General features: G+C 66.4%; 13 protein-coding genes. 5 read left to right on the forward strand and 8 right to left on the reverse strand.

Annotated features, from left to right (window positions below):
- Nucleotides 1-131: 131 nt before the first annotated feature.
- On the reverse strand, nt 132-1,220 hold the full coding sequence (locus tag ACQR2C_RS19660; RefSeq protein ID WP_316239409.1) for a Zn-dependent alcohol dehydrogenase: 1,089 nt from the start codon (nt 1,218-1,220) through the stop codon (nt 132-134).
- 41 nt (nt 1,221-1,261) lie between these two features.
- Nucleotides 1,262-3,046: an acyl-CoA dehydrogenase family protein gene (locus tag ACQR2C_RS19665; RefSeq protein ID WP_434881891.1), complete on the reverse strand. Its 1,785-nt coding sequence runs from the start codon at nt 3,044-3,046 to the stop codon at nt 1,262-1,264.
- A gap of 110 nt (nt 3,047-3,156) precedes the next feature.
- On the opposite strand from ACQR2C_RS19665, the gene ACQR2C_RS19670 reads away from it, so the two are divergent.
- Nucleotides 3,157-4,176 carry a glutathione S-transferase family protein gene (locus ACQR2C_RS19670; protein ID WP_434838537.1) on the forward strand — a complete coding sequence of 340 codons (1,020 nt, stop codon included), beginning with the start codon at nt 3,157-3,159 and terminating at the stop codon, nt 4,174-4,176.
- A gap of 95 nt (nt 4,177-4,271) precedes the next feature.
- Complete coding sequence (locus tag ACQR2C_RS19675) at nt 4,272-4,973, forward strand: SDR family NAD(P)-dependent oxidoreductase (protein ID WP_434881892.1); 702 nt, start codon at nt 4,272-4,274, stop codon at nt 4,971-4,973.
- Nucleotides 4,974-5,233: 260 nt separating this feature from the next.
- On the opposite strand, the gene ACQR2C_RS19680 is transcribed toward ACQR2C_RS19675, so the two are convergent.
- Both ACQR2C_RS19680 and ACQR2C_RS19685 read right to left on the reverse strand, forming a co-directional pair.
- Nucleotides 5,234-5,854, reverse strand: a complete 621-nt coding sequence (locus tag ACQR2C_RS19680; RefSeq protein WP_315805207.1) for a GNAT family N-acetyltransferase — start codon at nt 5,852-5,854, stop codon at nt 5,234-5,236.
- A 77-nt stretch (nt 5,855-5,931) separates the two neighbouring features.
- On the reverse strand, nt 5,932-6,135 hold the full coding sequence (locus tag ACQR2C_RS19685; protein ID WP_434881893.1) for a DUF1127 domain-containing protein: 204 nt from the start codon (nt 6,133-6,135) through the stop codon (nt 5,932-5,934).
- A gap of 113 nt (nt 6,136-6,248) precedes the next feature.
- Here ACQR2C_RS19685 and ACQR2C_RS19690 point away from each other — a divergent pair, with 113 nt between their 5' ends.
- From ACQR2C_RS19690 to ACQR2C_RS19700, 3 genes are all read left to right on the forward strand, one after another.
- Complete coding sequence (locus ACQR2C_RS19690) at nt 6,249-7,169, forward strand: transcriptional regulator GcvA (protein WP_434881894.1); 921 nt, start codon at nt 6,249-6,251, stop codon at nt 7,167-7,169.
- A gap of 119 nt (nt 7,170-7,288) precedes the next feature.
- Nucleotides 7,289-8,599 carry an MFS transporter gene (locus tag ACQR2C_RS19695; protein ID WP_316182847.1) on the forward strand — a complete coding sequence of 437 codons (1,311 nt, stop codon included), beginning with the start codon at nt 7,289-7,291 and terminating at the stop codon, nt 8,597-8,599.
- A gap of 87 nt (nt 8,600-8,686) precedes the next feature.
- Nucleotides 8,687-9,169, forward strand: a complete 483-nt coding sequence (locus ACQR2C_RS19700; RefSeq protein WP_434881895.1) for a CinA family protein — start codon at nt 8,687-8,689, stop codon at nt 9,167-9,169.
- Nucleotides 9,170-9,380: 211 nt separating this feature from the next.
- On the opposite strand, the gene ACQR2C_RS19705 is transcribed toward ACQR2C_RS19700, so the two are convergent.
- The 4 genes from ACQR2C_RS19705 to ACQR2C_RS19720 form a co-directional block, all read right to left on the reverse strand.
- Nucleotides 9,381-10,721 (reverse strand): HlyD family type I secretion periplasmic adaptor subunit, encoded by a 1,341-nt coding sequence (locus ACQR2C_RS19705; protein WP_315805212.1) that lies wholly within the window; start codon nt 10,719-10,721, stop codon nt 9,381-9,383.
- On the reverse strand, nt 10,718-12,460 hold the full coding sequence (locus ACQR2C_RS19710; protein WP_434838535.1) for a type I secretion system permease/ATPase: 1,743 nt from the start codon (nt 12,458-12,460) through the stop codon (nt 10,718-10,720). The genes ACQR2C_RS19705 and ACQR2C_RS19710 overlap by 4 nt, the downstream gene beginning before the upstream one ends.
- A gap of 194 nt (nt 12,461-12,654) precedes the next feature.
- Nucleotides 12,655-12,924: a GlsB/YeaQ/YmgE family stress response membrane protein gene (locus tag ACQR2C_RS19715; protein WP_316182845.1), complete on the reverse strand. Its 270-nt coding sequence runs from the start codon at nt 12,922-12,924 to the stop codon at nt 12,655-12,657.
- 124 nt (nt 12,925-13,048) lie between these two features.
- A complete protein-coding gene (locus ACQR2C_RS19720; protein ID WP_434881896.1) occupies nt 13,049-14,032 on the reverse strand; it encodes an ABC transporter ATP-binding protein in 984 nt (327 codons plus the stop codon).
- Between the last annotated feature and the right edge of the window lie 45 nt (nt 14,033-14,077).

Raw genomic sequence — 14,077 nt, forward strand, 5'->3', positions numbered from 1 at the left:
CCGCAGAAGAATCCACGCCATGCACCATGTCCAGTCTGTCTGAACCGGACAGCCGTGGGTCAAGCCCGGGCATGACGGGTAACGAATAGGCAGATCCGCCGGACCACCTGCCTCACACCCGACCCCTCACCTCATGCGTCGAACATGATCACGCTGCGCAAGGTCTTGCCGGCCTTCATGTTGGCAAAGCCCTCGTTGATCTCCGACAGCTTCAGCTTGGCGGAGATCCAGTCCTCCAGGTGCAGCTTGCCGCGCAAGTAGAACTCGACGAGTCGGGGCATGTCGACGCGGAAATGGTTGGAGCCCATCGACGAGCCCTGGATGCGGCGCTCGCGCAGGAAGTCGAAGCCGTGCAGCTCGATCTTCTGGCCGAACGGGATCATGCCGACGATGGTCGCGGTGCCGCCCGGCGCCAGCATCGCGAACGCCTGCTCGGCGGTCTCTTTGCGCCCGAGCACCTCGAAGGCGTGATGCACGCCGCCCTTGGTGAGCTCGCGCACCTGGGCCACGACGTCGCCCTCAGTGGGATTGATGATGTCGGTCGCGCCCAGTTTCGTCGCAAGCTGCAGCTTGGCCGGATTGGTGTCGATGGCGATGATGCGGCCCGCGCCCGCGATCTCCGCCCCGTTGATCGCGGCCATGCCGACGCCGCCGCAACCGATCACGGCCACCGTCTCGCCGGCCGTTACCCGCGCCGTGTTGACGACGGCGCCATAGCCGGTGATGACGCCGCAGCCGATCAGCGCCGCGAGATCGAGCGGCATGTCCGGGCGGATCTTCACGATCGCATTCTCGTGCACCAGCATCTGCTCGGCAAAGGACGACAAATTGAGGAACTGATGCAGCTTCTCAGCTCTCGCCCATGACAGCCGGTTGGAGGCGCCGGGCGGCATCTTCACCGTCGCATCGGTGCACAGCACCGGGCGGCCCGTCGTGCAGTTGTCGCAGGTGCCGCAGAACACCGAGAGGCAGGTGACGACGTGATCGCCCGGCTTCACATAGGTGACGTCGGAGCCGACCTGCTCGACGATCCCAGCCGATTCATGGCCGAGCACCGCAGGCAGCGGATGCGGATACAGGCCCTCGATGAAGTGGAGGTCGGAATGACAGAGACCGGCCACCGCCGTGCGGATCAGCACTTCCCGCGGCCCCGGCTTTGGCACGCTGACGTCCTCGATGACGAGCGGCTTGTTGACCTCCATCAGCACGGCGGCTTTCATTGGCGTTCTCCCGATCTTGTTTGTTGTTGGTCGCGGCAAGCCTACGCCGCTGACAGCAGTTCGCCAACCTCCTCCATGTCAGCGGCACGTTCGCCGAGCAGCAGGGTCGCGATGGCATCATCCATCCTATTTTCCGCGAGCCGGAACGGATCGGACGGCGTCAGCCGGTGCGCGACGACGAGCTTCGCCAGCAACAGCCTGCGCGCGTCGCCGCGCATCGCGTGGATGCGCGCGCTTTCCCAGGTCGTCGAGACGGCGCTCGCCACGTGATACAGCAGGCTGGTGGCGCGGCGCGCTTCGGACTCATTGTCGGCGCGTCCCGCGACCTCGCGCGCAAAGCCCACGGCCCGATCCACGAATCGATGCAGCTGGTCGCGCCAGGCCTGCGGCACGGCGGCGCTGTCGTCGAGCCGTGCATGTAGATCTGCCGCCAGCGCGGCCTCCGCACCGTGCCGGCCCACGGCGCGCTTCAACGCATCGAGCGCGACGATGTTGCCGGTGCCTTCCCAGATCGAGCCGAGATGGGCGTCGCGGAGCAGCCGCGCGGTGACGAACTCCTCGACATAGCCGATGCCGCCGCGCATCTCCAACGCATCGCCGCAGACCTTGCGCGCGTCGCGCGTGGCGCGAAACTTCAGGGTCGGCGTCAGGATTCGCAGCAGCGCCGCGGCATCCTGGCTGCCCGCTTCGGCGCGGTCGAGCGCGTCGGCGGTGAGGAAGCTCATCGACAGCGCCTGCTCGGTCGGGAGCAGGATCTTGAGCAATTGCCGCCGCCCGAGCGGCAGATCGACGATTGGCTTTCCGAACACCACCCGATTGCGCGCGACGGTGATGGCATCGTGCCAGGCGCGCCGCATCAGCGCGGTCGACTTGACGCCGTTGGAGAGACGCGACGAGTTGACCATCTCGGCCATCTGCACGAAGCCGCGATCGAGCCTCCCGACCGCATAGGCGACGGCACCCTCCAGCTTGATCTCGCCCGAGGCCATCGAGCGCGTTCCGAGCTTGTCCTTCAGGCGCACGATCCGATAGTGGTTCTGACTGCCGTCATCGAGGAAGCGCGGCATCAGGAACAGGCCGACGCCGCGCGTTCCCGCTTCGGCACCTTGTGGCCGCGCCAGCAGCATCACCACTTTCGCGTCGGCATTGGAGCAGAACCATTTCTCGCCATGCAGGCGCCAATGGTCGCCCTCCGGCACGGCGACCGTCGTCAACGTGCCGACATCGGAGCCGCCTTCCTTCTCGGTCATGAACTGGCCACCCTGGGTCAGCTTTCTCATGTCGGTCTGGGTCAGGCCATCGAGGTACTTGGCCTTGAGCCCGTCGCTGCCGAAGCTCGCCAGCAGCTTGGCGCAGCCGTCGGTGACGTTGATCGGACAGCCCAGACCGAACTCCGCCTGGTTGAACAGGAAGGTGAAGGCGTGCTTGGCCGTGACCGGATACTTGGTCGGCCAGCCGAGAATGCCCTTGCGGATCGACATCGCGTGGATGCCGAACTCGCCAAAGGCGGCGCGCTCGAGCTCGCGATAGGCCGGATGGTACTCGACCCACTGCACGTCGCGGCCGAAGCGGTCGCGCTGGTGCAGCACAGGGCCATGGCGGTCAGCCAGGCGGGCGCATTCGTCGAGATAGGAGCCGGCGAGCTCGCCGAGACGGTCGAGATGCGGCACGAGGTGCCGAAACAGCGCCTCGGGCAGATGGATGCGCAAGAGATCGGCGAGCGCGGGGTCGGCGCGATAGAAGTTCAGCCCGGTGGTATCGGGCGCCAGCAGCTCCGGCCTCGCGCCGCCGGTCATCACGTCATCGCGCTTCAGGAACTGATGCATGATCGTTAAGCCCTCGTTCGTTTCCGCAAGTCTCTGATGGACTCTTCGACAGGTTGCGCCTGATCGGATACACAACAGGCAGCGGCGTGCGCCGAACCGGGAGCAGATCCATGACCAATCAGCCGACGGAGGTTTATCGCATCTTCGGGGCGGAGATGTCGCCCTATTCGGTCAAGGTGCGATCGTATCTGCGTTACAAGGGCATTCCGCATCACTGGATATTGCGCAACGCGGAAAGCGAGACCGAGTTCGCGCGGCACGCCAAGATGCCGATCATTCCGCTGGTGGTCGCTCCCGACGAGGTGCCGATGCAGGATTCGACGCCGATCATCGATGCGCTCGAGCTCGACTTTCCGCAGCCGACGATTCATCCAGGCGACGCGCTGACGAGCTTCATCTCGGCCCTGATCGAGGAGTTCGGCGACGAGTGGGGCAACAAGTGGATGTTCCACTATCGCTGGGCCCGCGATCTCGACCAGCGCGCCTCAGCCGGGCGCATCGCCCGCATCCGCGCCCCCAAGGCGGACGAGATCGAGGTCGGCGAACTGGCCGAGAAGATCCGCGCGCGCATGGTCGAGCGGCTGTGGTACGTCGGCTCGAACGAGATCAACGCGCCGCAGATTGAGCAGGGCTTTGCCGAAATGCTCGACCTGCTCGAACGGCATCTCTCGGTCAGGCCGTATCTGTTCGGCCGGCGTCCGGCCTATGGCGATTTCGGACTGTGGGCCCAGTTCTACGAGCTGTGGACTGATCCGACCGCAGGCGCTTTGATCGAGGGCCGCGCGCCGCACGTGCTGGCCTGGATCCACCGCATGCTGTGGCCGCGCGCCGAAGGCGAGTTCGAGCTGTGGCCGGAACTGTCGCTGACCCTGATGCCGATCCTGACCCGCCAGGTCGGCGCGCTGTTCATGCCGTGGACGCTCGCCAATGAACAGGCGCTGGCCGAGAAACGCGATGCCTTTCGCGTCCAGTTCGGCGACTTCACGTGGATGCAGAAGCCGCAGAAATATCACGCGCGCTCGCTGGCGATGCTCCGCGGCAAATATGCCTTCCTGCACGATCGCAGCCGGCTCGATGTCGTGCTGGAGGAGATCGGCTGCCTCGCCGGATTGCAGCCGCGTCCCACCTGAGGACGCGCAGCAAAAATGTGGGGACGAGCCGTAGGAAGTCGGCCGCCGGTGCACTAGCTTGATGTCTGCGGACGCTCTGGCTCAAGGACATGCCCATGGACATCCCTGCCTACAAGATCGCCCTCATCGTCGGTGCCGGCGAAGGGCTCTCGGCCTCGCTGGCGCGGCTGTTCGCGCGCGAGAAGATCCGCGTGGCGCTGGCCGCCCGCAAGATCGAGAAGCTCGGAGCGCTCTGCAACGAAACCGGCGCCCGCGCCTACCCCTGCGATGCGACCAATCCGGAGGAGGTCGAGCGGCTGTTCGGCATCGTCGAGCGCGAGATCGGCGCGCCCGATCTCGTGGTCTACAACGCCAGCGCGCGGGCGCGCGGAGCGCTCACCGATCTCGTGCCGGCCGACGTGCAGCAGTCGATTGCCATCAGCGCCTTCGGCGGCTTCCTGGTGGCGCAGCAGGCGGCACAGCGCATGCTGCCGAACGAGCACGGCGCCATCCTGTTCACCGGCGCCTCCGCCAGCGTGAAGGGCTACGCCCAGTCGGCGCCGTTCGCGATGGGCAAGTTCGCGCTGCGCGGCCTAGCCCAGAGCATGGCGCGCGAATTGTCGCCGCAGGGCATCCACGTCGCGCATTTCGTCATCGACGGCGCGATCAGGAGCGCGGAACGCCAGGAGCCGGCGGAGCGACCGAATTCGATGCTCGATCCGGATGCCATCGCCGCGAGTTATTGGAGCGTGCTGCAGCAGCCGCGCAGCGCCTGGAGCTGGGAGATGGAGCTGCGGCCATGGGTCGAGACGTTTTGAGAGCTGATGTCGCTCGGAGCTGTAGCTGTTTCGAGCACCGCTCTCTCACCTCGTCATTGCGAGCGAAGCGAAGCAATCCAGGGCCGAGCAAGGACTCTGGATTGCTTCGCTTCGCTCGCAATGACGTGGATAGGTCGGCGCCTCACAACGACTGTCATCGCCCGGCTGGATCGAGCGATTTAGCAATCGCAACTGATAGCCGATGACACTGTAACGCCGCGGCGTACGGGATGCCCCGCCTTCGCGGGACATGACGACCGCTATTTGTTGTCGAACATCACGGCTTGCAGCCCGCGACTGATAAGTTGAAAATCTGCACTCGGTGAATCCGCCACCACGCCGCTCAGCCCCTTCTCGAACCTCACCAGCGTCCAGTCATCCGCATGCGGCTGGATCGTGAAACCGGCCTTGCGGGCGAGCGCGATCATCACGTCGTTGGTACGCAGCGCGTCGCCTGACAGCGTGGCGCCGCCGAGCGCGCGGGCGCGCCGCTCGAGATTTGCGATCAGGGCCGGGCCGATGCCGTGGCCGTGCCAGCGGTCGAGCACCGAGAGGCCGAACTCGACGCGACCAGTGGCGCGGTCCAGCGCATAGCGCGCCTCGGCCACGATGCCTTCGACGCCGTCATGGTCCATCGTCGCGATCAGGCTGTACCGGTCGTTGCGGCCGAGCGCGACGAAATCCTCGAGCACCGCCTTTGGCAGCTCGTTGAGCGCGCCGAGGAAACGCTTGTGGCGCGAGCGTTGGCTCAAGGACCGGACATAGCTCTGCAGCGCCTCGGCGTCGTCAGGTGTGACGAAGCGCAGGCGCACCTCCTCACCGCGCCGCGTGTGAATGGTGTTGGAGCCGGCAGCGAGATCGGCAATGGCGGGCGTCGGCATGCGCGGCTCCAACGGGGAAGCTTGCCGGCGCCCTCCTTTGCGGAGCGGCGCCGGCGCGGCGGGATGAGTGAGGGGGATCAACCCCGCCAGAAAGGCTTATCGATCTCGGCGGCGATATCGCTGCGGGACAGGCCGAGATCGTGCAGGTCGCGCTCCGACCACTGCCCGAGCTCGTGCCGGGTCCGGTAGCGGAAGCGCCAGGCCGCAAGCAGCTCCACGACGCCGGACCAGAACCCCGGGCCATGATGTTTCGTCATTGACGAGGAGACGTAGACGGACATGAAAGCCTCCTGAAAATTCCTTGAGGCTGCAATATCGAGCGCTTGCGCTTCATCCACAAACGACATTTACTACCGTTTCGGATGAAATAACATCATGAACCGGGAGGCCGCGAATGGCCCGGCTACCGTCGCTGAATGGATTGCGGGCGTTCGAGGCTGCGGCGCGGCATCTGAGCTTCACCCGCGCGGCCTCCGAGCTGAACGTGACGCAGACCGCCATCAGCCATCAGATCAAGCGCTTGGAAGACGAGCTCGGCATCCGCCTGTTCGTCCGCCAGAACCGCAGCCTCGCGCTGACGCCACAGGCCCGCGACTATCTTCCGCTCGTGCGCGCCGCATTCGACGATCTCCGGCTGGCAACGGAACGGCTGGTTCGCAAGGACAACGCCAAGGTGCTGACGGTCTCGACCATCGCCTCGCTGGCGGCGAAATGGCTGCTGCCGCGGCTGACGGCCTTTCAGGAGGCCCATCCCGGCATCGACGTGCGCATCACGACCTCGACCGGCCTGGTCGATTTTCGCAAGGACGACGTCGACGCCGCGATCCGCTATGGCCGCGGCCACTGGCCGGGCGTGCGGGCGGAATGGCTGATGGCCGACGAGCTGTTTCCGGTATGCAGTCCGGCGCTGCTGCAGGGCGACAAGCCGCTGCGCTGTCCGGCGGATCTCGCGCATCACACGCTGCTGCAGGCCAGCGGCGGCTATGACGACGACTGGCGGCTCTGGCTGACCGCGGCGGGTCTGCCGGTGGAGATGTCGCGGCAGGGCCGGCTGAGCTTCGACCTGTCGCTGATGACCGTCCAGGCCGCGATCGACGGCCTCGGCGTTGCGATCGGGCGGACCGCCTACGTCCAGGACGACATCGCCAAGGGCCGGCTGGTGGTGCCGTTCAAGATGACGCTGCCGAGCGATGCCGGCTTCTATCTGGTGACGCCGGAGGGTCGGACCGATCCGCCGAAGCTGAAGGCGTTCCGGCAATGGCTGAAGGGTGCAATGCAGCAGAAATCGGCCGCCGCCAATTCTGTTCAAGCCTAGGCTCCTTCGGCGCAAAGCTATTGGCCGCCAGGGCTCGACGTGGCAGATTGTCGCACCTTTCCCATCGGCCGGCGTAGAAATCCTCCGCACGAGCCTCTCGACGGTAGGAGTCTCCCCGCGTGTCCTCAACGTCAATCCCGCAGCCGGCCACGATCCATTCGCGCATCGGCGCGATCCTGCGCGCCACCAGCGGCAATTTCCTCGAGCAGTTCGACTTCTTCCTGTTCGGCTTCTACGCGCCGATCATCGCCAAGGCGTTCTTCCCATCGGAGAACGAGACTGCATCGCTGCTCAATGCCTATGGCGTGTTCTGGCTCGGCGCCCTGATGCGACCGGTCGGCGCTATCGTGCTCGGCGCCTATGTCGACAAGATCGGACGACGCCAGGGCCTGATCGTGACGCTCGGCATCATGGCGATCGGCACGATCGTCATCGCATTCTGCCCGACCTATGCGACGATCGGCATCGCGGCCCCGATCATCGTGCTGCTCGGCCGGCTGTTGCAGGGCTTCTCGGCCGGTGTCGAGCTCGGCGGCGTGTCGGTCTATCTGTCCGAGATCTCCACGCCCGGCAATCGCGGCCTCTACACCTCGTTCCAGTCGTCCAGCCAGCAGGTCGCGATCTTCGTCGCGTCGGTCATCGGCTACGTGCTCAACCAGGCCATGCCGGCGGACATCGTGGCCGCCTGGGGCTGGCGCATTCCCTTCTTCATCGGCTGCCTGATCATTCCGCTGATCTTCTTCCTGCGCCGCACGCTGGAAGAGACGCCGGCCTTCCTCGCGATGAAGAAGCACCCGACCGCGCGCGAAGTATTCGCCTCGGCGCTGGAGAACTGGCGCATCGTGATCCTCGGCATGATGATCGCCGTGCTGACCACGACGATGTTCTACTTCATCACCGTCTACGGTCCCGGCTTCGGCAAGCAACTGAAGCTGTCGGCGTCGGATTCACTGCTCGTCACTTTGCTGGTCGCCGTGACCAACTTTCTCTGGAATCCGGTCGGCGGCGCGGTGTCGGATCGGATCGGACGCAAGCCGGTGCTCGTGACCATCGCGGCGCTGGCATTCCTCACCGCCTACCCGGCGTTGCACTGGCTCGCGGCGGCGCCGAGCTTCGGCAAGCTGCTCACTGTCGAAATGCTGTTCTCGTTCTATTTCGGCGTCTATAGCGGCACCATGCTGGGCTGCCTGGTCGAGATCGTGCCTGCGCATGTCCGCACCACCTGCTTCTCGATCGCCTTTGCGCTGGCAGCTGGGCTGTTCGGCACCGCGACGCCTGCGGTCTCGACCTGGCTCATCAACAAGACCGGCGACAAGGCCTCGCCCGGCTACTGGCTGATGTGCGCCGCCGTGCTCGGCATCATCGCGGCAATGACGGTCTATCGCGGCGGCCGCCAGGCGGTCGCGGCGCGCGAACCCGTGGCCGCCTGATCGGGTTGTCTGTTCACGTCGCGGGCGGCATCATCGGATGCCGCCCATTTTTTTGACGGTGCGGCGGGAGCCGGAGCGAGGTTTGCCATGGATGAACTGATTGCCATCGCCGGTCAGGTCGCGGCGCGGCTGGTCGCACGCAAGCAGACGATCGCGGTGGCGGAATCCTCCGCCGGCGGCCTGATCGCGGCGTCGCTGCTCGCGGTGCCCGGCGCCTCGGCCTATTTCCTCGGCGGCGCCGTGGTCTATACCCGCGACGCGCGTCGGGTGCTGATGGACATTCCGGACGACGCGATGAAAGGGATCCGCTCGGCGTCCGAGCCGTATGCGGAGCTGTTGGCGCGGCAGATCAGGACGCGCTTTGCCACTGATTGGGGAGTGTCGGAGACCGGCGCCGCGGGTCCTACCGGCAATCGCTACGGTGATGCGGCGGGCCATGCGTGTTTTGCCGTGGCCGGGCCAGCGTCGGCGGTGGTGACACTGGAAAGCGGCAGCAACGACCGCTTCGCCAATATGCGTTTGTTCGCGAAGAGCGCGCTGGAGTTGTTGCTGGAGAAGCTCGGCGAATAGCCTCCGCTGTCGTCCCGGGCAAGCCCGGCGACGCGAAGCGGCGGCGGGCGCCGACCCGGGACCCATACCGCGTGATCTGTCTTGGGGCAGGCTGCGAGTTGCGCCGGTTGCGCAAACCGACTTCCCCCTGTGGCTATGGATCCACGCATTCGCGGGGATGACACCGAAATTGGGGCGCCGCCAGTGGCCACTCAGCGACCGGCCGACGATCTCACTTCTCCCGGAACGCGCGCATCAGCTGGTCGTGCAGTGGCTTCATCAGGTAGGAGATCACGGTGCGGTCGCCGGTCTGGACGAAGGCTTCCACCGGCATGCCCGGGATCAGCTTGACGTCGCCGAGCCGTGCGATCTCCTCCGGCGGCATCGACACGCGGATGGTGTAGTAGCTCTGGCCGGTCCGCTGGTCGGTGGTGACATCCGGCGAGACGCGGCTGACGACGCCGTTCAGCTCCGGCGTGGTGCGCTGGTTGAAGGCGGACAGCCGCAGCAGGGTCTTCTGGCCGACCTGCAGCTTGTCGATGTCCTGCGGGTTGACCTTGGCCTCGACCTGCAGGTCGTCGCTCTGCGGAACGATCAGCATAATGGTATCGCCGGCGGTGATGACGCCGCCAACGGTGTGCACCGACGACTGCAGCACCATGCCGTCCTGCGGCGCGCGGATGTCGACGCGGCGGAGCTGATCCTCGGCGGTCACCTTGCGCTCGACGAACTCGCCGATCTTGTCGGTCGTCTCGCGCAGATCCTTGGACACTTCGCTCACCATGTCCTTATCGACCTGGATGATCTGCAGCTCGGTCTCGCTGATCTTGCCCTTGGCCTGCGCCCGCGCCGCGATGAACTGCGCACGCTCGCCGTTGAGCCGGGCGGCGTCGCGCTCCAAGGTGGTCAGGCGCGACAGCTGCACCAGATGCTGCTCATAGAGCTGGCGCACGCCGTCGAGCTCCTTCTGCACCAGCGCGATCTCCTGGTCCTTGGCACTGACCTGCGCCGAGAGCCCCTCGATCTCCTCGTTCAGCTGGGTGACCCGCTCGCGCAGCTGCGCCTTCTGGCCGATGCGGCCGTTGACGCGGACCTCGAACAGCTTGGTCTCGCTCGCCGTCAGGCTCTTGACCTCGGGATCGCTCATGCGCTGCAGCAGCTGCGGCGGAAACAGGATCTTGGCCCAGCCGCGCTGCTCGGCCTCCAGCCGCGCGGCGCGCGCCTGCAGCGCATCGAGATTCTTGGTGACGATGGCGAGACTTGCCTTGGTCACGGTGTCGTCGAGCCTGACAACGATGTCGCCGGATTTGACGACGTCGCCGTCGCGCGCCCGGAGCTCGCCGACCACGCCGCCGGTCGGATGCTGCACCTTCTTGACGTTGGACTCGACCACGATCTGGCCGGGCGCGATCAGCGCGCCGGAGATCTGCTGCGTTGCGGCCCAGCCGCCGAACCCGCCGGCGACCGCGACGACGACGCCCATGCCGATCAGCAGGTGGCGGCGGATCGACTCGCGCACACTTTCCGTCTTGCGGCCGCCAGGAAGTGGACCGGCAATGACCTGACTGCTCATGGCTTCGCCACTCCGGCTTCCGAGACGATCTTGATCGGCGACGGCGCACGCGGCTGCAGCACCTGCGCCAGCACCGTCTCCTTCGGACCGAACGCCTGGGCCCGGCCGTCCTTCATCACCAGCACCTGATCGACCGCCTCGATGCCGATCGGCCGGTGCGCGACGACGACGACGATGGCGCCGCGCGCCCGCGCCGAGCGTACGGCGCGCGACAGCGCCTCGTCGCCCTCGGTGTCGAGATTGGAGTTGGGCTCGTCGAGCACGATCAGGAACGGGTTGCCATAGAGCGCGCGCGCCAGCGCCACACGCTGCGCCTGCCCTGCGGAGAGCGCCGCGCCCTGCTCGCCGATCTCTGTATCGTAGCCCTCGCGCATCTTGATGATCATGTCATGCACGCCGGCCTCCTTGGCAGCGGCGATGATGCCCTCGGCCGAGGCATTCGGGTCGAAGCGACAGATGTTCTGCGCCACGGTGCCGGCGAACAGCTCGACGTCCTGCGGCAGATAGCCGACATGGCGGCCAAGCTCATCCGTCGACCATTGGTCGAGCGCGGCGCCGTCCAGCCGGACATGGCCGCGCACCGGACGCCAGACACCGACGAGCGCCCGCACCAGCGACGACTTGCCCGACGCGCTCGGACCGATGATGCCGAGGCCGTTGCCGGCCGACAGCGCGAAGCTGACGTCCTGCACGATCGCTTTCTGATCCCCCGGAGCGACGATCGAGATGGCCTCGACCGAGAGCTTGCCGACCGGCGGCTGCAGCAGGGTCGGCGCCGATCGCTGCGGCATCGTCTGCAACAGATGGCTGAGACGGCGCCAGCTCTGGCGCGCGGCGACGAAACTCTTCCAATGCGCGATCGCGAGATCGACCGGCGCCAGCGCCCGCGCGCTCAGGATCGAGCCGGCGATGATGATGCCGGCGGTCGCCTCCTGGTGGATCACGAGATAGGCGCCGACCGCGAGCACCGCCGATTGCAGCATCATGCGCAGCACCTTGGCGATGGCGCCGAGGCCGCCGGCGACATCGCTGGCGCGCTGGTTGCCGGCGAGATATTTCTCGTTGGTTTCGCTCCAGCGCGACAGCATGCGCCCGGTCATGCCCATCGCGACCAGGACCTCGGCGTTGCGGCGGCTTGCGGTGACCAGATCGTTGCGGCGCGCGGCGAGCCCCATCGCCTCCTTGGCCGGCGAGCGGGTGAGGAATTCGGTGATCAGCGTCAAGGTGACGAGGATGATGGCCCCTGCAAGCGCGGTGACGCCGAGCATGACGTGGAAGGCGAAACAGATCGCCAGATACAGCGGCAGCCACGGCAGGTCGAAGAAGGCACCCGGCCCCTGGCTGCCGAGGAAGCTCCTGATGTTGTCGAGGTCGCGCAGCGGCTGCAGGCCCTCGTTGCGGCCGCCCGCCGACAGCGGCAACCGCACCACGGTGTCGAACACCCGCGCGTTCAGGCTCTCGTCGAGCGCGGTGCCGATCCGGCCGAGAATGCGGCTGCGGATCATGTCGAGTGCGCCCTGGGCGGCGTACAGCCCGGCGGCGATGATGATGAGGCCGATCAGCGTCGGCACGGACCGGCTCGGCAGCACCCGGTCGTAGACCTCGAGCATGAAGATCGAGCCGGTGAGATACAGCAGGTTGATGATGCAGCTCATCACCCCGACGCCGATGAAGGCGCTGCGGCAACCGCGCAAGGCATCGCTGAGCTCGGATTGCCTCACGTGAGGTGCGGCCGCCATCACCACCATCTCTTCAATTGATCAAATGAGCTGCATGACCGCCGATCAAAGGCACAAACTGGCGGCAAACAAGGCGAAATATACTGATTCCCGCGGTGAGCGTCCAACGATGCTCACTTTAGCGTAAATTAGTGATGTGTTCGGGTATGTCGCATAGCCCGGTGCAAACGTTCAGCCGCGCAGGATCGCGAGCCCTAGAGCCGCCCGCCGGTCCGCACCAGCCGCACCACCAGCAGGAGAATGATGGCGCCGAGCGCGGAATAGACGATTTCCGACACGAGGCCGGTCCCGATCCGGATTCCGAGCCGCGGGAAGATCAGGCTCGCGACCAAGGCGCCGAGCACCCCGATCACGATGTCGCCGACCAGGCCGAAGCCGGTGCCGCGGACGATCTTGCCAGCCAGCCAGCCAGCGATCAGACCGACAAACAGGATGACCAAGATACCTTCGTTCGATACGTGCATGGCATGTCCTCAACCGGCGCGGCCGATCGAGGGCGCGCATTGCCGCACCTTAGCGAGGCGACCGCGACGCTTCGACACGCGATGCACAGTTCCGGCCTGGGAATGGAGCGTTTCGGGCCAACCGTTACGTTGCCGCCACACCTGCCGAAGCTTCCGCGAGGATGCAGCGCGCCAGCCGCTGCGGGCCGAGCGCGACGTTCGGCGGCGGCGCCTCCGCGCAGCGCGGCTGCGCCAGGCCGCAGCGCGGTGCGAACGAGCAGCTCCGCGGCGCCCGGTCGAGCGAGGGCGGCGTGCCCGGGATGGTCTGCAGCCGCTCGCCGCGTTTTGCGCCGTGAATGGTCGAAGCCAGCAGGCCCCGGGCATAGGGGTGCACGGGCTGGCGGACGATGTCGCGCAAGTTGCCCTGCTCGACGATCTCTCCGGCATACATCACGGCAACGCGGTCGCAGATCTCGATGGCGACGCCGATGTCGTGGGTGACAAAGATGACGGACATGCCGAACTCGCGCTGCAGCTCGCGCAGCAGCAGCAGGATCTGGATCTGGACAGTGGCGTCGAGCGCGGTGGTGGGCTCGTCGGCGAGCAGCACCTTCGGCCGGCACGCCAGCGCCAGCGCGATCATCGCGCGCTGCCGCATGCCACCGGACATCTCGTGCGGATAGGACTCCAGCCGCCGCTTGGCCGAGGGAATGCGGACGACGTCGAGCATCTCCAGCGCCCGCGCGGAGGCTTCCGCGTAGCTCTTGCCCTCGTGGCGCATCACGGTCTCGGCGATCTGCCGGCCGATCGTATAGACCGGATCGAGCGCCAGCCCCGGCTCCTGGAAGATCATCGACACCGAGCGGCCGCGAAACTGCGACAGCTCGTCATCGCTCATCGCCAGCACGTCGCGGCCCAGCACCTTGACGTGGCCTGCGATCTGCGTGCGCTTCTTCGGCAACAACCGCATCAGCGCCCGCATCGTCACGCTCTTGCCCGAGCCGGACTCGCCGAGCAGCCCGAGCACCTCGCCATCGCCGAGCGACAGGCTGACATCGTTCACCGCATGCACGGTGCGCTCGCCGGTGAAGCGGATGGTGAGGTTGTCGATCTCGACGAGGTTGGTCATGGCAATCTGATCCTGACAAACTCGGTGTCGTCCCGGGCAAGCACG

This window comes from Bradyrhizobium sp. HKCCYLRH3061 (assembly GCF_051168015.1).
Classification (GTDB): Bacteria; Pseudomonadota; Alphaproteobacteria; order Rhizobiales; family Xanthobacteraceae; genus Bradyrhizobium.